Origin of the sequence: Mycolicibacterium sp. lyk4-40-TYG-92, assembly GCF_030209435.1 — a bacterium.
Lineage (GTDB): Bacteria > Actinomycetota > Actinomycetes > Mycobacteriales > Mycobacteriaceae > Mycobacterium.
Map to the genome: position 1 here is coordinate 479,495 of NZ_JARVRX010000003.1, position 21,777 is coordinate 501,271.

At 66.8% G+C, this 21,777-nt stretch carries 25 protein-coding genes; 10 read left to right on the forward strand and 15 right to left on the reverse strand.

Going from position 1 to position 21,777, the window contains the following annotated elements; translation table 11 throughout:
• Window positions 1–61 precede the first annotated feature (61 nt).
• Complete coding sequence (locus tag QRN63_RS08450) at window positions 62–703, reverse strand: TetR/AcrR family transcriptional regulator (protein WP_285030398.1); 642 nt, start codon at window positions 701–703, stop codon at window positions 62–64.
• 157 nt (window positions 704–860) lie between these two features.
• Between QRN63_RS08450 and QRN63_RS08455 the strand changes: the two genes are divergently transcribed.
• Entirely contained in the window at window positions 861–1,742 is an 882-nt protein-coding gene (locus QRN63_RS08455) for an SDR family NAD(P)-dependent oxidoreductase (RefSeq protein WP_285030399.1), read from the forward strand.
• A 14-nt stretch (window positions 1,743–1,756) separates the two neighbouring features.
• On the opposite strand, the gene QRN63_RS08460 is transcribed toward QRN63_RS08455, so the two are convergent.
• From QRN63_RS08460 to QRN63_RS08475, 4 genes are all read right to left on the reverse strand, one after another.
• Entirely contained in the window at window positions 1,757–2,572 is an 816-nt protein-coding gene (locus QRN63_RS08460; protein WP_285030400.1) for an enoyl-CoA hydratase/isomerase family protein, read from the reverse strand.
• Window positions 2,569–3,201 (reverse strand): TetR/AcrR family transcriptional regulator, encoded by a 633-nt coding sequence (locus QRN63_RS08465; protein WP_285030401.1) that lies wholly within the window; start codon window positions 3,199–3,201, stop codon window positions 2,569–2,571. Before QRN63_RS08465 ends, QRN63_RS08460 begins: the two co-directional genes overlap by 4 nt.
• An 83-nt stretch (window positions 3,202–3,284) precedes the next feature.
• On the reverse strand, window positions 3,285–4,784 hold the full coding sequence (locus QRN63_RS08470) for a serine hydrolase domain-containing protein (protein WP_285030402.1): 1,500 nt from the start codon (window positions 4,782–4,784) through the stop codon (window positions 3,285–3,287).
• 10 nt (window positions 4,785–4,794) lie between these two features.
• Window positions 4,795–6,174 (reverse strand): amino acid permease, encoded by a 1,380-nt coding sequence (locus QRN63_RS08475; RefSeq protein ID WP_267319796.1) that lies wholly within the window; start codon window positions 6,172–6,174, stop codon window positions 4,795–4,797.
• A 129-nt stretch (window positions 6,175–6,303) separates the two neighbouring features.
• Between QRN63_RS08475 and QRN63_RS08480 the strand changes: the two genes are divergently transcribed.
• On the forward strand, window positions 6,304–6,834 hold the full coding sequence (locus QRN63_RS08480) for a DinB family protein (RefSeq protein WP_267319795.1): 531 nt from the start codon (window positions 6,304–6,306) through the stop codon (window positions 6,832–6,834).
• Here QRN63_RS08480 and QRN63_RS08485 read toward each other — a convergent pair whose 3' ends face one another.
• The gene (locus tag QRN63_RS08485) at window positions 6,835–7,302 is read right to left on the reverse strand and encodes an SRPBCC family protein (protein WP_285030403.1); all 468 of its coding nucleotides are present in this window, start codon (window positions 7,300–7,302) and stop codon (window positions 6,835–6,837) included.
• A 99-nt stretch (window positions 7,303–7,401) separates the two neighbouring features.
• Here QRN63_RS08485 and QRN63_RS08490 point away from each other — a divergent pair, with 99 nt between their 5' ends.
• The 3 genes from QRN63_RS08490 to QRN63_RS08500 all read left to right on the forward strand — a co-directional run bounded on the left by QRN63_RS08490 (window position 7,402) and on the right by QRN63_RS08500 (window position 9,843).
• Window positions 7,402–8,004, forward strand: a complete 603-nt coding sequence (locus QRN63_RS08490) for a TetR/AcrR family transcriptional regulator (protein ID WP_267319793.1) — start codon at window positions 7,402–7,404, stop codon at window positions 8,002–8,004.
• 104 nt (window positions 8,005–8,108) lie between these two features.
• On the forward strand, window positions 8,109–8,363 hold the full coding sequence (locus QRN63_RS08495; RefSeq protein WP_267319792.1) for a hypothetical protein: 255 nt from the start codon (window positions 8,109–8,111) through the stop codon (window positions 8,361–8,363).
• Between the two features lie 109 nt (window positions 8,364–8,472).
• The gene (locus QRN63_RS08500; protein ID WP_267319791.1) at window positions 8,473–9,843 is read left to right on the forward strand and encodes a flavin monoamine oxidase family protein; all 1,371 of its coding nucleotides are present in this window, start codon (window positions 8,473–8,475) and stop codon (window positions 9,841–9,843) included.
• On the opposite strand, the gene QRN63_RS08505 is transcribed toward QRN63_RS08500, so the two are convergent.
• From QRN63_RS08505 to QRN63_RS08515, 3 genes are read right to left on the reverse strand one after another with little or no spacing between them, the layout of a single operon-like run.
• Window positions 9,840–11,204: an ABC1 kinase family protein gene (locus tag QRN63_RS08505; RefSeq protein WP_285030404.1), complete on the reverse strand. Its 1,365-nt coding sequence runs from the start codon at window positions 11,202–11,204 to the stop codon at window positions 9,840–9,842. The genes QRN63_RS08500 and QRN63_RS08505 overlap by 4 nt on opposite strands.
• Before the next feature lie 51 nt (window positions 11,205–11,255).
• On the reverse strand, window positions 11,256–12,152 hold the full coding sequence (locus tag QRN63_RS08510; RefSeq protein WP_285030405.1) for a hypothetical protein: 897 nt from the start codon (window positions 12,150–12,152) through the stop codon (window positions 11,256–11,258).
• 7 nt (window positions 12,153–12,159) lie between these two features.
• Window positions 12,160–12,390: a hypothetical protein gene (locus QRN63_RS08515; protein WP_267319788.1), complete on the reverse strand. Its 231-nt coding sequence runs from the start codon at window positions 12,388–12,390 to the stop codon at window positions 12,160–12,162.
• Between the two features lie 27 nt (window positions 12,391–12,417).
• On the opposite strand from QRN63_RS08515, the gene QRN63_RS08520 reads away from it, so the two are divergent.
• Together QRN63_RS08520 and QRN63_RS08525 are read left to right on the forward strand one after the other, a co-directional pair.
• Entirely contained in the window at window positions 12,418–13,155 is a 738-nt protein-coding gene (locus tag QRN63_RS08520; protein WP_285030406.1) for a TetR/AcrR family transcriptional regulator, read from the forward strand.
• Window positions 13,156–13,241: 86 nt separating this feature from the next.
• The gene (locus QRN63_RS08525; RefSeq protein WP_285030407.1) at window positions 13,242–13,703 is read left to right on the forward strand and encodes a nuclear transport factor 2 family protein; all 462 of its coding nucleotides are present in this window, start codon (window positions 13,242–13,244) and stop codon (window positions 13,701–13,703) included.
• A 5-nt stretch (window positions 13,704–13,708) separates the two neighbouring features.
• Here the strand turns inward: QRN63_RS08525 and QRN63_RS08530 are convergent, their stop codons facing one another.
• Entirely contained in the window at window positions 13,709–14,731 is a 1,023-nt protein-coding gene (locus QRN63_RS08530; protein ID WP_285030408.1) for a fused (3R)-hydroxyacyl-ACP dehydratase subunits HadA/HadB, read from the reverse strand.
• Between the two features lie 183 nt (window positions 14,732–14,914).
• On the opposite strand from QRN63_RS08530, the gene QRN63_RS08535 reads away from it, so the two are divergent.
• Window positions 14,915–15,802, forward strand: coding sequence for an SCO6745 family protein (locus tag QRN63_RS08535; protein ID WP_285030409.1), 888 nt, complete (start codon window positions 14,915–14,917; stop codon window positions 15,800–15,802).
• Here the strand turns inward: QRN63_RS08535 and QRN63_RS08540 are convergent.
• From QRN63_RS08540 to QRN63_RS08555, 4 genes are read right to left on the reverse strand one after another with little or no spacing between them, the layout of a single operon-like run.
• On the reverse strand, window positions 15,799–16,896 hold the full coding sequence (locus QRN63_RS08540; protein ID WP_285030410.1) for an LLM class flavin-dependent oxidoreductase: 1,098 nt from the start codon (window positions 16,894–16,896) through the stop codon (window positions 15,799–15,801). The two genes, QRN63_RS08535 and QRN63_RS08540, sit on opposite strands and share 4 nt — an antisense overlap.
• A gap of 10 nt (window positions 16,897–16,906) precedes the next feature.
• On the reverse strand, window positions 16,907–17,917 hold the full coding sequence (locus tag QRN63_RS08545) for an ABC transporter substrate-binding protein (RefSeq protein ID WP_267319833.1): 1,011 nt from the start codon (window positions 17,915–17,917) through the stop codon (window positions 16,907–16,909).
• A 27-nt stretch (window positions 17,918–17,944) separates the two neighbouring features.
• Entirely contained in the window at window positions 17,945–18,697 is a 753-nt protein-coding gene (locus QRN63_RS08550) for an ABC transporter ATP-binding protein (RefSeq protein ID WP_410506146.1), read from the reverse strand.
• Between the two features lie 10 nt (window positions 18,698–18,707).
• Window positions 18,708–19,553 (reverse strand): ABC transporter permease, encoded by an 846-nt coding sequence (locus QRN63_RS08555; protein ID WP_285030411.1) that lies wholly within the window; start codon window positions 19,551–19,553, stop codon window positions 18,708–18,710.
• A gap of 206 nt (window positions 19,554–19,759) precedes the next feature.
• Here QRN63_RS08555 and QRN63_RS08560 point away from each other — a divergent pair, with 206 nt between their 5' ends.
• Window positions 19,760–20,509 carry an SDR family oxidoreductase gene (locus tag QRN63_RS08560; protein ID WP_267319781.1) on the forward strand — a complete coding sequence of 250 codons (750 nt, stop codon included), beginning with the start codon at window positions 19,760–19,762 and terminating at the stop codon, window positions 20,507–20,509.
• A 35-nt stretch (window positions 20,510–20,544) separates the two neighbouring features.
• Window positions 20,545–21,456, forward strand: a complete 912-nt coding sequence (locus QRN63_RS08565) for an AraC family transcriptional regulator (protein WP_285030412.1) — start codon at window positions 20,545–20,547, stop codon at window positions 21,454–21,456.
• 13 nt (window positions 21,457–21,469) lie between these two features.
• Here the strand turns inward: QRN63_RS08565 and QRN63_RS08570 are convergent, their stop codons facing one another.
• Window positions 21,470–21,679, reverse strand: coding sequence for a hypothetical protein (locus QRN63_RS08570; RefSeq protein WP_267319779.1), 210 nt, complete (start codon window positions 21,677–21,679; stop codon window positions 21,470–21,472).
• Between the last annotated feature and the right edge of the window lie 98 nt (window positions 21,680–21,777).

The following is a 21,777-nucleotide window of genomic DNA, read 5'->3' on the forward strand; positions in this document are numbered from 1 at the left end:
GCCGCAGCCATTTGGCGCTTCGTTTTGGATGACTTCGTCGCATCGCCATGGATTGCAGACATCAGATCGTCGACGTTGTCGCCGATCCTGTTGCCGGCGTGGCCGGTAGCGGCTGTCTGGGGCGATGGTCGTTGTTCAGCCCGTCGAGCAGCAGCGCCAGGTGGCGGCGCCAGACCTGGGGGGTGCTTTGGCGGGTGGCGTCGGCGAGGGCGCCGACGCTGAAGACGATGGCGAAGAAATCGTCGGGTTTTGCGTCGGGCCGTAACGCGCCGCTGTCGTGGGCGCGTTGGACGAGTTTCGCGACCGCGGCTTCGACGCGGTGGCTCTGGGCTTGCGCCCGCTGACAGCCGCTGCGATATAGGACTTCGGTCATGCCGCGACTGGCGGCCATCTTTTCGCATGCGAACTCGAGGTACTGCGCAAACGCGTGCCAGGGGTCATCCCCCGCGGTGGCTTCCTCGGCGGCGTCGGCCATGGCGGCGAAGTTCTGTTCGAACACCGCGTCGATCAACTCGTCCTTGCCGGGAAAGTGTCGATAGACCGTGCCCACGCCGACCCCCGCGTGGTGCGCCACATCATCGAGGGTGACGCCCAGGCCCCGCTCGGCGAACACCTCATCGGCGGCGAGGAGCAGTCGCGCGCGATTGCGTACCGCGTCCGCGCGCCGCGGGCGTTCGGGCAGCGTCTTGCTCACTTCACTCATCTCCTCGGGAACCCGCTAAGCGGAGGCATTGTCACCGTTTATGCTACGTTATCGATAAGCGGAGGAATCGCCACCGTTTATGGCGAGCTGCCGGCCGCTTGCAGAAATGCGCTGTGGAGGCATGCCGGAACCGCTCCAGAGAAGGCGAGGCATTGACATGACCATCCCGAAGAGCAGCGCGGGGCGCGGGCCCCTGTCGATCGTGACCGGTGGCACCGACGGCATCGGCAAAGAAGTGGCCCGCGAGTTGGCCCGCAGGGGCAAGCGGGTCTGGATCATTGGCCGCAATGAGGCCAAAGGCGCTGCGGCAAAGGCGGAATTACGCGCCGACGGCGATGTGCGGTTCGTGGCCACCGACCTCGCTGTGCTGGCACAGGTGCGGGCACTATCGGAAACGATCCTCGCCGACACCGACGAGATCGAGATCCTGGTCCACTCGGCCGGAATCCTCGAGATCCGGCACGGCCTCAACGACGACGGCATCGAGAAGAACTTCGCCATCAACTATCTGGCCCGATTCCTGCTCACCGAGCGGCTGCTACCGGCCCTGATCAAGGGGCGGGCGCGCGTCGTGATCATTGCCGGCGCCGGGATGAACAAGCTCGACTTCGACTTCGAGAGCCTGCCCGGGATCCCGAACCTGACGCCCTTGAAAACCTTCACGCAATCTCAGGCCGCCAACGATGTCTGGACCCAGGACCTGGCCGCACGGCTCGGCAGCTTCGGCGTTGTGGTCACGGGCGTCATGCCCGGCATGGTGGAGACCAACATCCGGCAGAACGAGGCGAACAGCTTCCTGCTCCGGGCGGTCGACAGCCGCTGGCTCAAGCCGGTGTTGCGCAAGACCCTGCTGCTGAGCCCGGCCACCGCGGCCATCACACCCGTGTGGCTGGCCACCGACCCTGCGGCGGCCAGTCTGAACGGCGAATTCTTCGGCCCGAAAAAGAAGCCCATCGCCGTCACCGCCGGCCCCAAAGACCCAGCGCTGCAACAGCGTTTGCGCGACACCAGCATCCGGCTCGTTGGCGGACAAGTCTGAAATCTACCGCGATGTCACGTGTTCGTGAATGCCGGTGTGCGGCGCTGCAATGTTGCGGCGACGCCTTCGCCGACGTCGTTGGTGAGCGAGCACAGGATCTGGGCGCGGGCCTCGGTGCTCAGATGCTGGCGGAGGTCCCCGATGCCAATGGCGCTGTTGAGCAGATCCTTGGTTTGGCTGACGCCGAACGGGGAGCTGGCGGCGATCCGGGTGGCGAGCTCGATGGCGGCGGCCACATCGGTGCCTTCGTCGACGACGCGTGAGACGAATCCCAGGCGGCAGGCCTCTTTGGCGTCGAACGGCGAAGCGGTGTAGAGGATTTCGGCGGCGTTGGAGAATCCGATGAGGCGCGGCAGCCACCAGGAGGCGCCGAGGTCGCCGCCGGAGAACCCGAGGTGGGTGAACACCGGATTGAAGCGGGCGGTGGTGTCGGCGATCCGGATGTCCGCCATCGCGGCGAGGGCGAGGCCGGCGCCGACGGCGTGGCCGTGGACGGCCGCGATGACCGGTTGTGGGATTTCGCGGAGTGTCACAAACGTATCGGCGGCCCGGGTGAGGGCATGGTGGCGGCTTTGGACGGGTCCCCTGTTGCCGCCGGGGTCGAGTCCCGTGATCAAGTCCAGCCCGGCGCAGAACGCGCGTCCGGCGCCGGTGAGCACCACGGCGCGGCAGTGCTCGTCATCGGCCAGTTGATGCAGCGTCCGCAACACCAATCTGCTCACGTCGTCGGTGAGGGCGTTGAGTTTGCCGGGACGATTCAGCGTGACAACAGTCACCGAGCCATGCTTTTCGACCAACACCGGATCGGTGCTTTGAGCAGTGGTGGTCATCGAGTGGTCCTGTCGTCGGTGTGGATGCGGTAATCGGTGAGCAGAAATGCCCGGGCGGCTTGCCACCGGCGGTCGACGGTGGGTTCGAGTCCGGGCAGCCGCCGCATCGCCAGACCGCGTGCGGCGGCGAGCGATACATCGAGCAGGGTGCGCCCGGTGTCGTCGCCGAGGAGCGTGGGCAGCATCTCGGCGGCGATCTGGCCGAGCTGGCGGTCGAGGGCGCGTCCAAGATCTTCGACCGGCCCTCGTAGGTCGGCGTCGGTGCGGGCCGCCGACCATAGTTCGGTCGCGGCCTGGAACGCGGGGCCGGTATGGACTGCCCACATGTGGTCGAGCAGTGCGGCGAAGCGGTCATGCTCGTCCGCGTGGTCGCGGACCTCATCACGCGCCTGGGTAGCCAGCCGGGTTGCCAGGTGTCCGACGGCTTCCACGATCAGTTCGGCGCGACCACGGAAGTAGTGCTGCTGCGCGCCCTGCGAAACGCCGGCGCGTTCGGCGACCTTGCGCGTGGTCAGCGCCGCGTAACCGTCCTCGATCAGGCAGGTAACTGCAGCATCGAGCAGTGCCAACCGAGTAGCTTCGCGCCGTTCGGCATGGGTGCGCCGAGTTGCCGGTTGCGTCGCGTGCATGACACGAACTCTAACATATATATTTCAGTCGACTGAAAAATAAATAACCGATCAGATGGCAGCAATGGGCACGCGCGTCCGCGTCAACTCCCGTACAACCGCAGCGCCCGCGCCGTCTCCGTGGCGATCTCGCCGCTCAGCCTCGCGATGGGCGGACCGCCGCGTTGATGGATCACGTTGGCCAACACCGCAACGTAGGTGTCGGAGCCGGGGTCGATCCAGAGTGTCACCCCGGTGAAGCCAGTGTGGCCGAAGCTGCCGACAGGAAACACCATGCCGCGGGGGCGCGAGTGCTCGGTGTCGATATCCCAGCCGAAGCTCCGCAGCGACTGGCCCGCAATGGCGGGATAGTTGGGGGCCAGTAGCGGATCCGTTGTGTTGGGGTGGTTTTCGATGGCCCGGAGGCTCGCCGCATTCGCGGCTTCAACCTGTGAAGTCGTGTGCCCGGGTTGCTGCGGAGTCGCCATCAGCTCAGCGGTCGCCTGCTGCAGAGGGAATGGGCTCGGGCGGCCGGCCAGACGGTCGAGGAGGGCCTGCGCGTAGCGGCCGATGTCGGCGACCGTCGAGAACACTCCGGCGCTACCTCCGGTGCCGCCCATTCGCCGCGCCGTCGGGTCGTGCACGGTGCCGCGGATCAGATGGTCGAAGTCGGGGTTGATACCGGGAGTGTCGTCATCGTGGGCAGTGGGTGCGACACGTGCCAGCAGCTCGGTGCTCCAAGTCCCCGGCGGGCACGGCCCGGACGGTACGCCGTCGAAAACAATTGCCGTGCCCCGGATCTGGTGCGGGCCGCAGGCTTTGGTGGCAGGCAGGTACCGGGTGTCGGCGAGCCCTAACGGGGCAAAGACGTTGTCCTGCACGTAGTTGTCCAATGACTCGCCGGTGATCTTCTCGACCAGCGCGCCGAGGATGATGAAGTTGAGGTCGGAATAGTGGAACCCGTCGCCGGGAGGGAACTCCAGCGGCGCTGTGAGCGCACGACGAATACCTTCTGCCTTGTCGGCACTAGTCAGACCCCACGGGCCTTGGTGACTGAGATCGCCACCGGTGCCGGACGTGTGCGTCAGCATCATGCGCACGGTCACCTGGGCGCGCCGTGGGTCGTTGGTGGGATTGAACTCCGGAAAGTAGGTCTGGATGGGTTCGTCGACCTGCACCAGGCCTTTTTCGGATAGCTGCAGGAAAGCCACCGTTGTCGCGATGCTCTTCGACAGAGACGCGAGATCGAAGATGGTGTCGTCGGTCATCGGCTCGGCCGGCGCCGACGACCCGTCGAGGGCGGGTTCGTCACCGAGTCTGCGGGCGCCGTAGGCCTGCCGGAAGACGACCTTGCCGGCATGCCCCACCTCAATCACGGCGCCGGGCAACCGATGTGCCGCGATCGCGTCATTCACCAGGCGGGATATCGCGGCAAAGGGGCCGGCCGGGATCACGCTCGGCACCGGAGTGACGGCTGCAAACGTCGAGGCCGGAGGTTGAGCAGTCGGCGAAGGCACCACCGGGGGCGGTGTCGGACGCCCGCATGCCGTGAGGGCAAGCGCCACTACGGATATCTGTGCGACGCGCGACCCCGACACCTTCACCGCTTCGACGTTAGCGCCTGACTCTGTTCAGCAGGGAACCGACGATGAGCAGTCCGCAGAACCACAGTGGCAGCGCGATCGCGCCGGCGTGGGAGGCCGGGTCCTGAGTCATCAGGAAGTAGATCAGTGCGAAGTAGCCGAGGCACAGGTAGTTCGTGATCGGCGACAGCGGTGTCTTGAAGACCCCGGCGCCCTCACGGGCGCGGAAGCGCAGGTGGCTGAGCGCAATGATGCTCCAGGTGATTAGTTCGGCCCCGACCACGACGGGGATCAGGAGCACGAGCGCTTTGCCGGGGAGCACGACATTGAGAAGCACTGCCACGGCGACGAACCCGGAGTTGAGGAGCAGCGCGCGCACCGGTACGCCGTGGGAGTTGGTGTGGGCGAGGAACCGTGGGGCTTGGCCGCTGGCGGCGAGGTCGTACAGGACGCGCGCGTTGCTGTAGGTCATGACATTCGCGACCGACAACGCGGCGGTCAGCACGACGACGTTGAGCAGCGTTGCCGCGCCGCCGATCCCGAGGCCGACGAGCATCAACACGAAGGGGCTGCCCTCGGTGCCCACCTTGTCCCACGGCCAGATGATCAGCATGACGCCGATGGCACCCACGTAGAAGACCAGGATGCGCAGGAGAACCTGGTTGATGGCGCGGGGGATGTTGCGGGCAGGTTCTTCGACCTCGCCGGCGGCGGTGCCCAGCGACTCGATGCCACCGAAGGAGAACGTGATCGCGACCAGCGAGATCATGAACGCGCCGAGCCCCTTCGGTGCGAAACCGCCGTGTACCCAGAGGTTTTCCAGCCCATGCACGTTGTAGTCACCGGCGCCGAAGATGATCGCGATGCCGATCACGATCATGGCGATGACGGCAGTCACTTTGATCAGCGTGAAGTAGAACTCGAACTCGCCGAACGCCTTGACGTTGAAGGTGTTCGCGCCGGTGATGAGCACCAGGCACACCGCGGTGGTGATCCAGCGCGGCAGGTCCGGGAACCAGAAGGCCATGAACTCCGACGCCGCCGTCAACTCGACCATGCACACGACGACGCAGACATACCACCAGTTCCAGCCGGCGATGAATCCTGCCGGTTTGCCGAGGTATTCGCGTGCGTACGCCGACCAGGATCCCGCGACCGGGTGGGCCACGGCCATCTCGCCGAGCATCCGCATCACTCCGTAGAGGACGATGCCGGCGATCGCATACCCGACGAGGACGATCGGTCCGGCCGTTTGCACCGACGTGCCGGAGATCAGGAACAGCCCGGTGCCGATCGCTGAGCCGAGCGAGATCATCTGCAGGTGCCGGTTCTTCAGCTCGCGGTGCATCGGGGCGTCAGTCGTGGAGACGGCGCCCCGCGGTCCCTCAGCGGGACGGGTGCTCGGAGCCATCGGGTTGCCTTCCATTCGGTGGTCGTCGTCCGACCGTTCCTTTCGCCGGATGAGTCCGTAGAGGCTATCCCGAGCGGAGCGGGGGACCGCTTCGAATCACAACACCGCGGGCAGTGCGAGACTGGTCCCGTGACGACTCCGGAACCGATCGAACCCGACACCAAGGACTGGACGTGGGTGCTGTCCCGCGCCTGCCCCGAATGCGGCTTCGATGCGTCGTCCCTCCAACACACCGACGTCGCCGCCCGGATTCGCGACGACGCCGCCGACTGGGTGCACCGACTCGCTTCGCCCGGCGTCCGGACGCGCCCGGAGCCCGGCGTGTGGTCGGTTCTCGAATACGGCTGCCACGTCCGCGACGTGCACCGTATCTTCAATCACCGCGTCCAGCTGATGCTGACCGAAGACGAACCGCGATTCCCCAACTGGGATCAGGACGAGACGGCGATCGCCGACGACTACGGGTCGCAGGACGCTGCCGTGGTCGCGACGGAACTGTTCGACGCGGCGAACATCGTCGCCACCACTTATGCCAATGTGCCGCCGGAGTCCTGGGCTCGCCGCGGATTACGCAGCAACGGAAGCGATTTCACCATCGCAACGATCTCGCTGTACCACCTGCACGACGTCGTCCACCACTCTTACGACGTCAGCCGCTGATTACTCGGCTGCGGCCTTGATCGCCTGCAGGGTTTGGCGCATCCCGTCGCGCATCGATTCGGTGAAGACGTCCTGCCCGCCGAGGTGGGTGTCGATGACCTTGACCGTCCCGTCCGGGCTGCCGTCGGGGCTCTCGCGCCGCTGGGTGAGTTTGGTCCCGCCGGGGGTGGGCTCAACGCGTAGGGACCAGATGGCCCAGTTCTCCTGGATCCGGAACGCGATCTCGCGGCCACTGTCCAACCGAACGACGGTTCCGTGCGTCTTCCACTGGAAGGTGCCGTTGTTGTTCAGATTGGTGAATTCCACACCCTGAACGACCTGATCCGCGCCGTTGCGAAGCCGGGTGGATTCGACCTGCGGGCTCCACTCCGCCATCCGGCGCACGTCGCTGACCATCGTCCACACCGCCTCGGGCGCGGCAGCGATGTCGATGCTCTCCTCGAGCACGGGTTGCGGATTCGAAGGCATGCACTCACTCCAATCACGAAGCTAAACGTCCGATCGGACGTGTTGTGGAGCCTAACGATCGCACAGATTTACGTCCAGTCGCACGTATAAAATGCGGAGGTGGCAATCGACGATCAGCCGGATGGGCGACGCGTCCGCGGTGACGCGACGCGGCGGAAGGTCGCCCACGAGGCAGCGATGATCGCCACGACGCACGGGCTCGACTCGATCACGGTAGGCGCACTGGCCACCGCGACCGGGGTGAGCAAGAGCGGCATCCTCACGGTGTTCGGCAATCGGGAGGCGATCCAAGTCGCGGCGGTGGCCACGGCGCGCAACATCTACCGCGAAACGATCATCGCCAAGGCGTATGAGGCCGCTCCTGGGGCGCCGCGACTGCGCGCATTGATCGACGCCTGGGTCGACTACCTGACCGCCGGGGTGTTCCGCGGCGGTTGCTTCATGTCGGCGACCATGGCGGAATACGGCCGCCGCGACGGTCCGGTGGCGGACCAGGTACGCAAGCTCAAGCGTGGCTGGCTGACGTTGCTCGAAACCGAGCTGGCCGCAGCGGGATCCGCGACCCCTGCGGTCGACGCATTCAAGATCGACGCGTTTCTCACCGCCGGTAACGCTCGCCGGGAACTGTTCGCCGACGACACCGAGCTGCTATGCGCCCGGGGCCTCGCGCTGGGCGTCGTCGACCAACTCGCGGGCGCATAACCGGCGATTCGCCGATTCCTGGTCCGGGTGCGCTTTGCCGGCGTAGCTTCAGATGCATCTGGCGATGGGAACTGGGGGTTGCTATGGCGTCGAGAAAGTTTGGCATGCTCGCGGCGGGAGCGGGTGTGGTGGCCGCTGCGCTGCTGGGTCTCGGCGGGCCGGCGAGCGCCGTACTTGCGGTGGGGCCGTTTCCGGCCTGCCTGCCATGGGAACCGCACTGTAATGCGGCGGACTGGGACACCCCGGCGGACGACGGCATCCCGGGCGACAACGCGGCAGGGGGCGGCATCCCAGCCCCGGCTATGGTGCCCAACATTGACGGTTCGATGAGCCCGCCCGGCACGCCGGGGACCATCTAGCCCCAACGCGGGTTTAGCGGCACCGTCAATTAGTTCGCCAATTCCGATTGCGTGCGGATTGTTCGGCGTAACTTGAGCTACGCCGAACGTCCGAACGAAGGGGCGACTCATGGCAGCCGATGTCGACTTTTGTGTCGTGGGAGCAGGTTTCGCGGGGCTGACCGCGGCGTTGCGGCTCAAGCAGGCGGGCCGCTCGGTCGCGCTACTGGAGGCGCGGGACCGGGTCGGGGGCCGCACCTTCACCGAGTTCCTCCCGGATGGCACGTGGATCGACCGCGGTGGTGCCTGGGTCGGGCCGGGGCAGGACCGGATCAAGGCCTTGATGGCCGAGTATGGCGTGACCGAATACAAGGAGTACGTCGACGGCGACGCGATGATGGTCGTCGACGGCAAGATGCACCGGTACTCGGGCACCATCCCGTGGGCCATGAGTCCGTGGGCCATCGCGAATCTCGGTGCGGGCCTCCTCGAGATCGGGCAGATGTGCAAGACGATTCCGTTCGATGCTCCATGGGAGGCCAAGAAGGCCGCGGAGTGGGACCGAATCACCTTGGGGGAGTGGCTGCATCGAAACATCCGCTCGCACCAGGCGCGCGAGATGCTCGACATGGCGATGGCCGGGATCTACACCTCGGCCGCCTCGGAGACGTCATTATTGTGGGCGTTGCACCAGATGGGCTCAGGCGGCGGACCGGTGTTCGTCATCTCCAACTCCGGCGGCGCCCAGGACGCCCGGGTGCGCGGCGGCATGGGCGCCATCTATGGACCGATGGCCGCCGAACTCGGTGACGCGCTGCGTCTTTCGCGTCCCGTGGATCGCATCGTGCAGGACGACGACGGCGTCACCGTGCACTCCGGCGGGATGACGGTACGCGCTCGGCACGCGATCGTCGCCGTACCTCTGGCCGTCGCCACCCAAATCGACTACGAGCCAGCGCTTCCCGTCGACCGGACGTTCTTGCACCGACGCATGCCGAGCGGCGCGGTCTACAAGATCTCCATCGTCTACGAGACGGCGTTCTGGCGTGCGGACGGTTTGTGCGGTCAGTCCGCCGCGCCGGGCAGTCCGGCCACGCTGACCATCGACGCCTGCACCGACACCGGCACTCCCGGCATCATGTGCGTCATCACCGAAGGTCCGGCCGCGCGCAAGCTCGGGCTGCTCGATCCGGCGGAACGCAGGGCCGTCGTCATCGACGAACTGGTGGACCGGTTCGGGCCGAAAGCCGCATCGCCCGTCAGTTACCACGAGCAGAACTGGACCGTCGAGCGCTACTCCGGCGGCGGCATGATCAGCCATGCACCGCCCGGCGTGCTCACCGAATTCGGCCATGCACTACGCACCCCGTGCGGTCGGATCCATTGGGCCGGAACGGAGAGCTCGGCGATCATGTGTGGGTGGATCGACGGTGCGGTGCGTTCCGGGGAACGCGCGGCGGCCGAGGTGATGGCCGCGGACAGCGTGGTCGCCGCCGGCTAACGGCTCGCTCGCCAGCGCGCGATCTCGCGGCCGATCTCGGTTTCCGCCGGGCGGTCGAAGAACCATTCCTGGCCGATCCGGTACCAGTTGTTCGTGCTCTGGAGATGGCCCAGGGTGCCGAAGGTGAGGAAGTCGGCGCGTCGGGAGAAGACGTGCTCGGGCGGCAGCATCTGCCGCTTCATCCCGGCGAATTCGGTCTGACGCGGATCGATGGCCGACACGACGGCGCCGGTGGCCAGTTCCGGGGTGATGGTGAGGTCCTCGTCGATCATGTGCCATTCGCTCGCGGCCCAGATGTACTCCAGGCAATCCTGTGCTGTCACACCGGATTCCGCGTCGACGATGCCGCGGCCTAGCATCAGGCGGTGCAGGTCGTCGGCGCGACCGTCGATCGCGGCGTGGAAGCAGTCCAGCTCGAACGCCACGTTGGCCGGGTCCATACGGTTGTACAGCCCGAAGTCGACGAAGCCCAGGCGGCCGTCGGCGGCCAGCATGATGTTGCCCGGGTGCGGATCACCGCAGAATTCGTGGTTGGTGAACAGTGACCCGATGTAGAAACGGTAGATCAGCTCTCCGATGTGGTTGCGGTCGGCGGCCGGCAGCGTCCGCATGTGATCGAAGCCCGCGGCATCGAGGTATTCGGTCAACAGAACCCGCGGTGTGCAGAACTCGACCACGCTGTCGGGGACGACGATGAACGGGTGTCCCCGGTACTGCTCGGCCACCATGTGCTGGGTGTCGGCTTCGCGCAGGTAGTCCAGTTCGCTTTCGAAGTTCCGGGTGATCTCGTCGAGCATGGCGGTGTTCGCGGATGGCCACAACCGCCAAAGCTTCATCAGCAGTGCGAGATTGCGCATGTCGGCCTGGATCGCCCGATCCACGCCGGGGTACTGAACCTTGACGGCGACGTCGCGGCCGTCACGCAATCGGGCGCGGTACACCTGGCCGATTGATGCTGCGGCAGTGGGGGATTCGTCGAAGTCGGCGAAGACGCCCGACATCGGACCCAGGTCGGTTTCCATGACCTCGCGCATGGCGCCGAAGGGCGCTTGTGGCGCCTGGTCCCGCAGTGCGGCGAGCTTCTCGCGGAACTGCTCCCGGTGCGATTCGGGCACCAGATCCAGTTCGATCACCGACAGCATCTGGCCGAGCTTCATCGCCGCGCCCTTCATGGAGCCCAGCACGGTGACGAGATTCTCGGCCATCTGAATGGTGGCACGCTCGGCCAACAGCTCTCTGGCGCGTTCCGACCGGCCCACCATCGACAGCCGGGTTCGGCCGCCGCGCACGGCTTGCTTCGCGGCCAGGGCGCCCAACTTGCCGCCCCGCGCGAGACGCCCTTCAGGCAGTCGGCGTGCCACGCTGCCTCCCAGCTAATCGGTGCAACGACGCCATCAACGTACCCGGCCCGCTCAAGCAGATGTCTCGTGCGGCCAGGACTCGGTTTCGCGGGTGAGGCGTTGCCAGGCGTCGAGGCTCGCCAGGCGTGCGCGGGCCTCGCCGTCCAGCGCGGCGGAGATCTCGACCACTTCGGTGACAACGCCTTCGGTCCTGGCGACCTCGAGTACGTGCACCACGACGTCGACGTCGGGATGGCCGAGCAGTTCGGTGACCGCGGGTCGCGCGAGCTCGGGGTCGATGCGGTTCAGCAGGGACAGCAGTGCTGCCAGTACCTCCGGCTCGCCCGCGGCCGCGGCCCGGGCCATCCGCACCGACCGGTCCGGTCCGGCGGCCCGCATGATGTCGTTCATGACGTGGGTGTCCGACACCAGGACGCCGGTCAGGATGATGCCCTCGTCGTCGTCGATGGCCCGCTCGAACGCCACGATGAGCTCGTCGGTGGCGAACTCGACGAACCGTGACGCGGTCAGGTAATCGCGGCGCCGCAGCAGTTCCTTCGCGGCCGGGATCAGCAACTTGGCGGGCAGTCGCGGGGCGAAGTGCGGGATGACGCGCGGGTCCACGTACGGCGCCGCATCCGCGAGGTAGGCCGGTTTTAGCCCGGACAGCACGCCGATGGCGCGGTCTCCGTGCGCCAGTCCCACGGCGCCGCCGACGCGCCCCGCGACTTCCGGCGGTACTGCGCGCTGAGCGACGGTCACTACCAAGGCATTTGGAACCAGCGGCGCAAGCCTGCCCACGCGGGCGAAGGCCTCGGCCTGTTCGTCGAACAGTGCGTCTGACATCGCGCCGCGGAGGGATTTGAGGTCGTCTGCACCGAGCCGTTCGAGACTGGCCAGGCTTGCGGTGTCGGTCTGTAGTAGCGCGGCCAGCAGCGACAGTTGGGCGCGCGTCAGGATGTCGGCCATCGGTGCGTCACCTTCCGAACAGGATCTTGCGGGCGGCGGGACGGATCAGCCGGGGCAGGACTTTGAGCCCGTCGTCGAGCGAGTCGTTGAGGCTGCGCTGATGGGCCACCTTCGCCTTCCGGAGCAGGCTGAGCAGCTGGGCGGATTCCTCGGGGGTGAGCTTCTCGAGTACTGCCCGCGGTTCTCCGATCTCGTCGAGCAGCGGGTTGTCGGTACCCGGGGTAGCGGCCTTGTCCATCCTAAATAGTTACCACATTCGGATGGCATGGTTATTCGACTGGTCGCGATCGGCAGCAAAAAGGCCCTTAAGCTGGCCTGTTATCTGGATAGCGATAGTATCGAGACTCGTTGCGTGGAGGATGTGGAGGACGTGGTGGCGGCTCGGAAAGTGCTGACCCGCGCGGAGAGCCAGGCCCAGACGCGGCAGGAACTGCTGGACGCCGCGGAGCACCTGTTCTATGCCAACGGCTACCACGCCACCTCCCTGGCAGCGATCGCGGCGGAGGCGGGACGGACCATCGGCGCGGTCTACAGCAATTTCGAGGGCAAAGAAGCGCTGTGCCTCGAGGTGATCCGCAACCGCTACATGGCCGAACTCAACCAACTGCTCGGACCGCTCGTGGCGGCCGGCGTCTCCACCGACGACAGACTGGCGGCCCTGGCGAGCTGGTGGGCCCGCATCGGCGCGGAGCCCAACCTCGTCGTGCTGACCGCTGAATACGTGACCAGCACCTTCCACAATCCCGAGCAGCTCGCCAAGGCCCGTGAGGCACTGGAGCGGTTCAAGGAGTCGACGCGGGTGCTGCTCGAAGATGCGGTGCCGGACGGGGTTCCGGCCGATCACCCGCTGATGGACGACGCCATCGAAGTGGCGGTGGCAACCGGCGCCGGCATCGCCATGGCGCAGGCGCTGGGCACGATCGACGCCGAGCGGGGGGCCGCGCTGATGGTCGCCAACATGCGGTTGTGGTTCGACGCGCTGGCCGTCGGCAAGCCGACCTAGGACGCTGCCCGCGGGGCGGGAAACGCGAGTGCCTACGGCTCGCGACCGGCCATAAGATGCGGAACGCCGACAGAACGGAGGGCGGAATGTCAGACGCCGCAGTGCGCAGCGCCGTGCAGAGGCTGGTGGACGCCGAGGAGCTGCGAGCGGGCCTGGGCACTTTCGCGCGGGTGGTCGACGGCAAGCGGTGGTCGGACGCGTCGGAGGTCTTCGCCGACGACGTCACGTTCGACTATGGCGACCAAGGGCCGCAGTCAGGGCTGCCCGCATTGGTGGAGACGTTCCGCCGTTATCTCGAAAAGTGCGGTGGCACACAGCATCTCATCGGCTCCATCCAGGTCGACGTACGCGACGACGACACGGCCGTGACCCGGGCGTACGTACAGGCGCGGCATCAGGGCCTCGGCCCACTCGCAGCCGACACTTTCGATACCAACGGTGAGTACACCGACACCTGGGCCCGCCGGCCCGAAGGCTGGCGGATCGTCAACCGGATCAGCCGGTGGTCGGCGATGTCCGGTAATCCCGCGGTGTTGTTTCCGCAGTAGCGGGATCAGCGGAAGCGGACGTCCATGGTGGCGAGGCCGAAGATCTTCTTGCCACCCGACTTCGCGCCGACGATGACGACGCCGGTGCGGGTCTCGGGATCCAGCGATTTGACCTTGCCGCTGAACTCGATGTCGCAGCCCTCGGTGGCCGGCACCACCGCCGGCGCCGACAGCCGCACGGTGTAGCGGCTCACGGCGCCGGGGTCGCCGGACCAGGAGGAGGCGTATCCGGCACCCAGGCCCATGGTGAGCATGCCGTGCGCGATGACGTCGGGCAGCCCGGCCAGCTGTGCCAGCTCCTTGTCCCAGTGAATCGGGTTGGCGTCGCCGGCCACGCCGGCGTAGTTCACGAGGTCGCCGAGCGACAGCCGCAGATGACTCGCGGGCAGTTCGTCCCCGACGGAGACGTCATCGAACGACGGTGTCCCCGGCGTGCGGGCTGCGTCGGTGGCGATCCGGACCTCGCCCTCGGGGCGCACCGTCTTGCGGTACTCCTCCGAGCCGATGTCCAAGATGTTCATGTCGTGCATCATCGCCTTCTGCACGGCCGTCTTGACGTCGCCGTCGATGTCCTCGGCCGTCACGCCGACGACGGTGGTGTGCAGGGTGTGGACCCGCTCGCCCTTGGTGTCGGTGAAGGTGTTGGTCACGGTGATGAAGTCGCGGCCCGCGGTCCGGCGCACGGACGTCAACTCGACGTCGATGACCAGTTCGTCGCCCGCCACGATCGGGCGGTGCTGCTCGAAGACCTCTTCGGTCTGCAGGTAGGTGTCGTAGCCGACGACGATCGACTCGAACATCCGCCGGTTGCACTTCATGCCGGGGGTCGAGGTGAACGTGATCGGCGCGATGACATCGGCGTAGCCGAGCTCATTGGCGGCGGCGACGTCCCAGTGCGCGGGGTGGTAGTCCTGCACCGCGCGGGCGTACTCGCGCAGCTTCTCGCGGCCGACCAGGTAGGTACCGTCCATCTGGTAGTGGTGGCCGATCCGCGCTTCGAGCGGCGACGCTTCTGCTGCTGTCGTCATGACTGTGCCCAACTTTTCTATCGACGTGTTCGCTGAGGCCGACCAAAGCACACTACGCGGCGAGGGGGCGGCAACACACGGCGATGCGCCGTCTACCTGCGCCGAGCGGTGGTAAATGTGCCCAAAACCACGCAATTCCGGGGACTGTGGAGGCTGTTCGCGGGCCCGTGTTTGACTGGCAGCATGGCCCGCACACCCACTTTGGCCCGCCGTTTGTTCGAGCGATACGAACCTGTGCACGCGATCACCTATTTCGCGCCCGAGGCGCGCGCCGCCGCCGTCGACCTCGGCTACCGGAGCTTCTGGAGCGGCTACTTCGCCACCAGGTCGGCGCCACTCGGCCCGGTACCCCCGCGGGTCGTCGAGGCGATCTTCTACAACTTCGCCGCCCATCGCGTCGCGAAGTCGCTGGCCGGCGCGTGGGACGTCGCGACGCCCCAGCAGGCGCTCGCGGCCCGGGAAACGGGCGCCGTCGCTGCATTACGCCGGTACGGCCTCACGGCCGACGACAACCTGCGCACCGCCGCCGATCTGCTCCGGCGGGTCGCACGGGGTGCCGCCGTCGACGGCCGGCCGCTGTTCGCCGCCCTGTCCGCGGTGCCGTGGCCTGACGAGCCGGTGGCCGCACTCTGGCATGCGTCGACCCTGTTGCGCGAACAGCGGGGCGACGCCCACGTCGCGGCACTCGTGGCCGCCGGCATCACCGGCCGGGAATCCAACGTGCTGCACGTCGCGGCGGGCCGCACCACCCGGGACAAGGTCGTATCCACGCGCGACTACGACGACGCCGAGTGGGACGCCGTCTCCGCGCGGCTGGCGGCACGAGGCTTGATGACGCCCGAAGGGTCGTTGACCGACGCGGGACGCGAACTCAAGCAGGACATCGAGCACCGCACCGACGCGGCTGCACTGCCGACGCTCGACGTGCTGAACGACGCCGAGGTCGAGACGCTGTTCCGGGCGCTGACCCCGATCGCCCGGATGGTGGTCGCCGGCGGCGATCTACCGGCGATCACCCCGATGGCGTTGCAGCACAGTGATCTCGACGATCCCAGCGCACACCTGGACTAGGCGGCCAGGGCGCCGCGCTTGCGCAGCAGCGGCAGCACGCCTTCGGCGAACCAGTAGGCCTCTTCCAGGTGCGGGTAGCCGGAGAGGATGAACTCGTCGAATCCAAGGTTGTGGTACTCAGAGATCAGTGAAGCCACCTCCTCATGGCTGCCGACCAACGCGGTCCCGGCGCCGCCGCGCACCAGACCGACGCCCGCCCAGAGGTTCGGATAGACCTCGAGGTGGTCGAGGCGTCCGCCGTGCAGCGCCGTCATCCGCCGCTGTCCCTCGGATTCGGAATTGGCGTGCAGCGCTGTGGCTTTGGCGATCTGTTCCGGTGTCAGTTCCGCCAGTAGGGAATTGGCGACTGCCCAGGCGGCCTCGGAGGTGTCGCGGGTGATGGTGTGCAGCCGGATGCCGAACCGCAGGGTGCGGCCACGGGCCTTGGCCAGTTCACGTACCTGTGCGATCTTGGCTGCCGCCGCAGCCGGTGGTTCACCCCAGGTCAGATAGACGTCGACGTGCTCCGCCGCGATGGGTAGAGCCGCCGGCGACGAGCCACCGAAATACAGCTGCGGCAACGGGTTCGGAGGTTCAGAAACGCGCGCGTCGGTGACCGAATAATGCCTGCCGCGGTAGTCCACAGGTCCGCCGCGCCAGACGTCGCGAACGATCTCGAGGAATTCACCGGTGCGTTCGTAGCGCTGGTCGTGGCTGAGCCAGTCACCGAACCGGCGCTGTTCGACATCGTCACCGCCACTGACGATGTTGAGCAACAGCCGTCCTTCGGAGAATCGCTGGAAGGTCGCCGCCTGCTGCGCGGCCAGGGTGGGCGGCACCAGGCCGGGCCGAAAAGCGACGAGGAACTTGAGTCGTTCGGTCTGCTCGAGCAGGGCTGCTGACGTCAACCAGGCGTCCTCACACCAGGTTCCGGTCGGCGTCAGGACCCCCTCGAATCCGAGATGGTCGGCCGCACGGGCCACTTCACTGAGATAGCGCAGGCTGGGCTTGCGGTAACCCGCCGGAACCGTGTGGTGCGATGACGCGTGCGACGCGCCGACGATCGAGCGACTGTCACCGTTGGTCGGCAGAAACCAGAAGAACTTGGCGGACAAGACGATCCTCCTATTTTGCGGTGGTCCAGAACTGCGACAGCTGATCGCCGAACCGGTTGTCGACGAATTGCGAGAAGGTGGGTTTGTGGTCGATCTGTCCGGACTGTGCGAACGCGTCGGCGAGCTGCTGCTCGGAGGCGAGCACCGCATCGTTGATGGGGATCGCGAGCCGCAGGCTCCGTGACTGCGCGACGCGGGCCACCTGCGGATCGATTCCGATTGCGGCAGCGTACTTCTGGTACCACTCGTCCGGGTGGTCCTTGGCCCAGAGGGAGGCCCGGGCCACGCGCTGCACGAAGTCGGCCAGCGCGCTGTTGCGTTTCGCGTCCTGCAGGGCCGCCACCGAGGCGATGCCGAAGCCGTAGCCGTTGGTGACGCTTTCGGCGGTGGCCACGGTGCGCACCTTGAGCTGGTTCTGGGCCAGTGCCGTGTACGGATCCCAGATGGCCCAGGCATCTGCCTGCCCCTGACTCAGGGCGGTGAAGGCGTCGGCCGGCTGCAGGAACACCAGCTGAATGTCCTTGACCGTCAGGCCGGCTTTCTGCAGCTGCAGAAGGAGGTGACCGTGTGCCGAGCTCCCCTTGCCGACGACGACCTTCTTTCCGCGGAGGTCGGCCACGGAATGTACCGCGGACTGGGCGGGGGTGAGGATCTGGTCACCGGCAGCGCTGTTCGAATAGGCCGCGATGACCCGGATTTTCGCGCCTGCCGCGGCGCCGAAGATCGGCGGTGTGTTCCCCGTGACGGCAAAGTCGATCTTGCCTGCAGTGGCCGCTTCGACCTGGGGCGGACCGGAGGTGAATGTCGAGAACTGCACCTTGTAGGGCACGTTGTCGAGCTCCCCGGCTGCGCGGAGCAAGGACTCGGTGCCGCCCTTCTGATCGCCCACCTGCAGCGTAAGGCCGGACAGGTCCGCTGCCGGAACTGTTTGGGGCACAGCCACTTCGTTCTTGGTGTCGCGGCTGGACACGCAGGCGGTGAGCAGTGCCCCAGCGGCCAGAACGGATACCAGCCGCGCCATCCGTGAATGCGTCACAGTCTTCTCCTGTCAGACACCGAGCCGCGTCAGCAGCTCGGTGCGGTAATCGTCGGTGTGTCGGTCGCGCTGACCGTGTGGTTGGCGGGGATTCGCGATCGGCAGGGTGTGCGCCACCCGTCCGTTCTCGAGCACGATGATGGTGTCGGCCAGCGCGATGGCCTCGTCCACGTCGTGCGTGACCAGGAGCACCCCGAAGTTGTGCTGGCGCCAGAGGTTCAGCAGAAGACGGTGCATCGAGAGCCGGGTCAGGGCGTCGAGCGCCCCGAACGGCTCGTCGAGCAGCAGCAGTTGCGGCTCCGCCACCAGCGCGCGGGCCAGGGAGACCCGTTGTGCCTGACCACCTGACAGGGTCAGCGGCCAGGACTGCGCCTTGTCGGCCAGGCCCACCTCGGCCAGGGCCTGATCGGCTCGGGAGAGCGCATCGGCGCGGGACAATCTGGCGCGGGTCAGGCCATAACGGACGTTGTCACGAACGGATCGCCACGGGAACAGCCGGGGCTCCTGAAACGCGACGGCCGGCGCGCCCTGTACCTCGCGCTCGCCCTGGAAATCACCGGCGAGGCCCGAGAGCACCCGCAGTATCGTCGATTTTCCCGAACCGCTGCGCCCGACGAGCGCGACGATCTCGCCGCGCTTCACCCGAAGGCTGACATCGTCGAGCACCCGGTTGGCGCCGTACCACTTGGACACCGAGCGCAACTCCGCCGCGGGTGGTCCGGACACCGCGGGCGGCTCAACAGGTACTTCGTAAAGTGCTGTCACAGGGTGCCTTTCAGACTCGATAGCGCAAGGCGCGGCGCTCCAGAATCCGCACCAGCGCGTCGGTGATGATGCCAAGCAGCGCGTAGACGACGAGACCGAAGATGATGACGTCGATACGGAGGAAGTCGCGCGCGTTGTTGATGAGGTAGCCGACGCCCGAGTCGGCGTTGATCTGTTCCGCCACGATGAGCGTGAGCCACGAGATGGCCAGCGATTGCCGCAACCCCACGAGCACCTGGGGCGCGGCGCTGGGGACGACGACGGTCCGCAGCCGTTGCAGCGGCGAAAAGCCGAGTACGGCAGCAGTTTCGAAGAGCTTGGGGTCGACCTGGCGGATTGCCGACGAGGTATTGAGGTAGAGCGGGAATGCCGCACCCAACGCGACCATGAGCACCTTGGGCAGCTCGCCGATGCCGAACCAGACGATGAACAGCGGGATCAAGCCGAGGTGGGGGAGCGCCCGGATCATCTGCATTGTCGGATCGACGGTGGCGTCGGCCCACTTGGAGAACCCCACGAGTGCGCCGAGGGCGGCCCCGATGACTCCGCCGAGGAAGAGGCCCTCGGCGGCGCGTAAGCCGGAAATGCGCAGTGCTTCGGCGAGCTGACCGTTGCCGATCAGCTCGATGCCGGCCTCGGCGATGATCTGGGGCGCCGGCAGGACCTCGGGATCGATGAGGCCCCACGCACTGCCGGCCTGCCAGAGGATCAGCACCGCCAGCGGTGACAGCCAGCGGATGATTTCCCAGCGCCGGGCATGGACGCGGCTACGCCAGGAAACCGCCTGCACCGCTGCAGGTTCGGTACCGGGGGCCACCGGGGCGACAGCGGCCACCGGGGCCTCGCGGGTGGTCATCACGCTCCTCACGTCGACGGGAGTCAGGCACGCGGACTCGTGCCACGACGTCGAAGGTAGGAGGCGTGGAATCGCTGGTGAAGGGTTAACGTCGCGCTGATTTGGTCGGTATTGCCCGCCGCTCGGGCGGATGTCCAGACGATCACGCATGGATCTCAGACGAAAGCACATTGATCGTCCAGCCTGACCTGCCTAGGTTTTGACGTATGAAGACAGCACTGATCACCGGTTGTTCCTCGGGCTACGGACTCGAGACTGCCCGCTACTTCCACTCGCAAGGCTGGAACGTCATCGCCACCATGCGGACGCCGCGTCCAGAACTGTTCCCGGACTCGGATCGCATCCGGGTGTTGGCGCTCGACGTGACAGATCCGCAGAGTATCGCCGCGGCTGTCGGGGCGGCCGGTCCGATCGACGTGCTGGTGAACAACGCCGGCGTCGGGGTCGTGGGTGCGTTCGAGGCGACGCCGATGGAGACGACCCGGGAGGTGTTCGAGACCAACACCTTTGGGGTTATGGCGATGACGCAGGCGGTGGTCCCGCAGTTTCGTGAACGACGTTCGGGCACCATCGTGAACGTGACGTCCAGCGCAACCCTGGCGCCCATGCCGCTGGCTGCCGTGTACACCGCCAGCAAGACGGCGATCGAGGGGTTCACCGGCTCGCTGGCTCTGGAGCTCGAATTCTTCGGTGTGGCTGCCAAACTCGTCGAGCCGGGTTACGGGCCGGGGACCAACTTCGCCGCCAACGGCTCCTCCCGGATGGACGGCCTGCTGCCGCAGGAATACCTGGACTTCGCGGCTCCGGTGATGGCCGGGTTCGGGAACGTCGACGTGTTCACGACTGCTTCCGACGTGGCCGAGGTCGTCTACGAGGCCGCGACGGACACATCGGGCCGGTTGCGGTTCGCGGCGGGTCCGGATGCGCTGGCCCTCGTCGCCGTGCAGAGCGAATAGACACGTACTCGCTCGGTCGCGGGTACCGTGTCGAAATGGCAACGGACCCGCTCGATTTCATCGTCGCGCTGTTGCAGTCGCGGGCGGTGCGGTCCAAGATCGTGGCCGGTGGCGGTCAGTGGAGCGTCCGCAAACCGCGGTACACCGATCCGTCCTTCTGCGTGATGCTAGAGGGCACGTGCTGGTTCCTCCCGGAGGAGGGCGACGCGATCGAACTGCGCGACGGTGACTTTCTGCTCCTACCAGAGACGCCGAGCTTCGTGTTGGCGAGCGATCCGACTCTGCCGCCGACGGACGCGCCGATCGATGTCGAAGGTGACGCCGCATACGGCGACAGCGCTCCGACGATGCGGATGCTGGGTGGGTACTTCCAGTTCGATCGGGCGAACGCCGAACTCGTTGCCCGGCTGTTGCCGTCGGCGATTCTGATTCGACGGGGTGAACCGGGTGCGTCCCGGCTCGGTCGCATCGTCGAACTGATCGCCGAGGAAGCGGGCGAGTACAACCGATGTCGCGACCTCATCCTCGAGCGCCTGGTCGAGGTGCTGCTCATCGAGGCATGGCGGTTCGAGACCGAGCATGCGTCGGCTGAGCAGGGATTGCTTGGGGGACTCGCTGATCCAGCTTTGTCGGGAGTTCTCCGGGCATTGCATGCCGACCTGGCCGGGCCGTGGACGGTCGAGAAACTGGCGCGCACCGCAGGAATGTCACGGGCCGTCTTCGCCGAGCGGTTCGCCCGCACCGTCGGCATCCCGCCGATGCAGTACCTCACCGAATGGCGGGTCGCGCGAGCGAAGGAACTGCTGCTGGGCGAGCGGCCCGCGCTCTCGGCGGTGGCCGGCAAGGCGGGCTACAGCTCGGCGAGCGCCTTCAGCGCGGCGTTCACGCGAGTGGTCGGGTGCTCGCCGGCCGAGTTCGCCAAACGCGGCGATCGCGGCGCAGGGTAACAGCGAAAGATATTCAGAGCCGGTACATTTCGCGTGCCATGGCCGCCTCCTCGAACGATTCTTCGCGGCGCGGCGGATAGTGGTCGGCGCGATGCTCGGGCCAATGGGCCCGGCCGTGAATCCAGCTGCCGGCGGCGGCGGCCGCGTCGGCGAACTGCTGAGCGCTGTGGCGCAGCCAATCCCGCATCATCTCTGCGGGGGTCGGAACATGTGCGTGTGTCATGTTGTCGACGCTACGAATCCGCCCGGCGGTAGACATCGAGCCGAGGGCTGATCTTGATGTCCGACCAAGGTAGGAGGCGGCATTCCCTCATGGGTGGA

Coding starts and splice junctions, on each gene's coding strand:
- QRN63_RS08500 (WP_267319791.1), top strand. CDS start 8,473: ATGGCAGCCGATGTCGACTTTTGTGTCGTGGGAGCAGGTTTCGCGGGG.
- QRN63_RS08510 (WP_285030405.1), bottom strand. CDS start 12,152: ATGGCCGACATCCTGACGCGCGCCCAACTGTCGCTGCTGGCCGCGCTA.
- QRN63_RS08530 (WP_285030408.1), bottom strand. CDS start 14,731: ATGACGACAGCAGCAGAAGCGTCGCCGCTCGAAGCGCGGATCGGCCAC.
- QRN63_RS08560 (WP_267319781.1), top strand. CDS start 19,760: ATGAAGACAGCACTGATCACCGGTTGTTCCTCGGGCTACGGACTCGAG.
- QRN63_RS08465 (WP_285030401.1), bottom strand. CDS start 3,201: ATGCACGCGACGCAACCGGCAACTCGGCGCACCCATGCCGAACGGCGC.
- QRN63_RS08455 (WP_285030399.1), top strand. CDS start 861: ATGACCATCCCGAAGAGCAGCGCGGGGCGCGGGCCCCTGTCGATCGTG.
- QRN63_RS08485 (WP_285030403.1), bottom strand. CDS start 7,302: ATGCCTTCGAATCCGCAACCCGTGCTCGAGGAGAGCATCGACATCGCT.
- QRN63_RS08535 (WP_285030409.1), top strand. CDS start 14,915: ATGGCCCGCACACCCACTTTGGCCCGCCGTTTGTTCGAGCGATACGAA.
- QRN63_RS08555 (WP_285030411.1), bottom strand. CDS start 19,553: ATGACCACCCGCGAGGCCCCGGTGGCCGCTGTCGCCCCGGTGGCCCCC.
- QRN63_RS08565 (WP_285030412.1), top strand. CDS start 20,545: ATGGCAACGGACCCGCTCGATTTCATCGTCGCGCTGTTGCAGTCGCGG.
- QRN63_RS08515 (WP_267319788.1), bottom strand. CDS start 12,390: ATGGACAAGGCCGCTACCCCGGGTACCGACAACCCGCTGCTCGACGAG.
- QRN63_RS08525 (WP_285030407.1), top strand. CDS start 13,242: ATGTCAGACGCCGCAGTGCGCAGCGCCGTGCAGAGGCTGGTGGACGCC.
- QRN63_RS08475 (WP_267319796.1), bottom strand. CDS start 6,174: ATGGCTCCGAGCACCCGTCCCGCTGAGGGACCGCGGGGCGCCGTCTCC.
- QRN63_RS08460 (WP_285030400.1), bottom strand. CDS start 2,572: ATGACCACCACTGCTCAAAGCACCGATCCGGTGTTGGTCGAAAAGCAT.
- QRN63_RS08450 (WP_285030398.1), bottom strand. CDS start 703: ATGAGTGAAGTGAGCAAGACGCTGCCCGAACGCCCGCGGCGCGCGGAC.
- QRN63_RS08570 (WP_267319779.1), bottom strand. CDS start 21,679: ATGACACACGCACATGTTCCGACCCCCGCAGAGATGATGCGGGATTGG.
- QRN63_RS08495 (WP_267319792.1), top strand. CDS start 8,109: ATGCTCGCGGCGGGAGCGGGTGTGGTGGCCGCTGCGCTGCTGGGTCTC.
- QRN63_RS08545 (WP_267319833.1), bottom strand. CDS start 17,917: ATGGCGCGGCTGGTATCCGTTCTGGCCGCTGGGGCACTGCTCACCGCC.
- QRN63_RS08520 (WP_285030406.1), top strand. CDS start 12,418: ATGGTTATTCGACTGGTCGCGATCGGCAGCAAAAAGGCCCTTAAGCTG.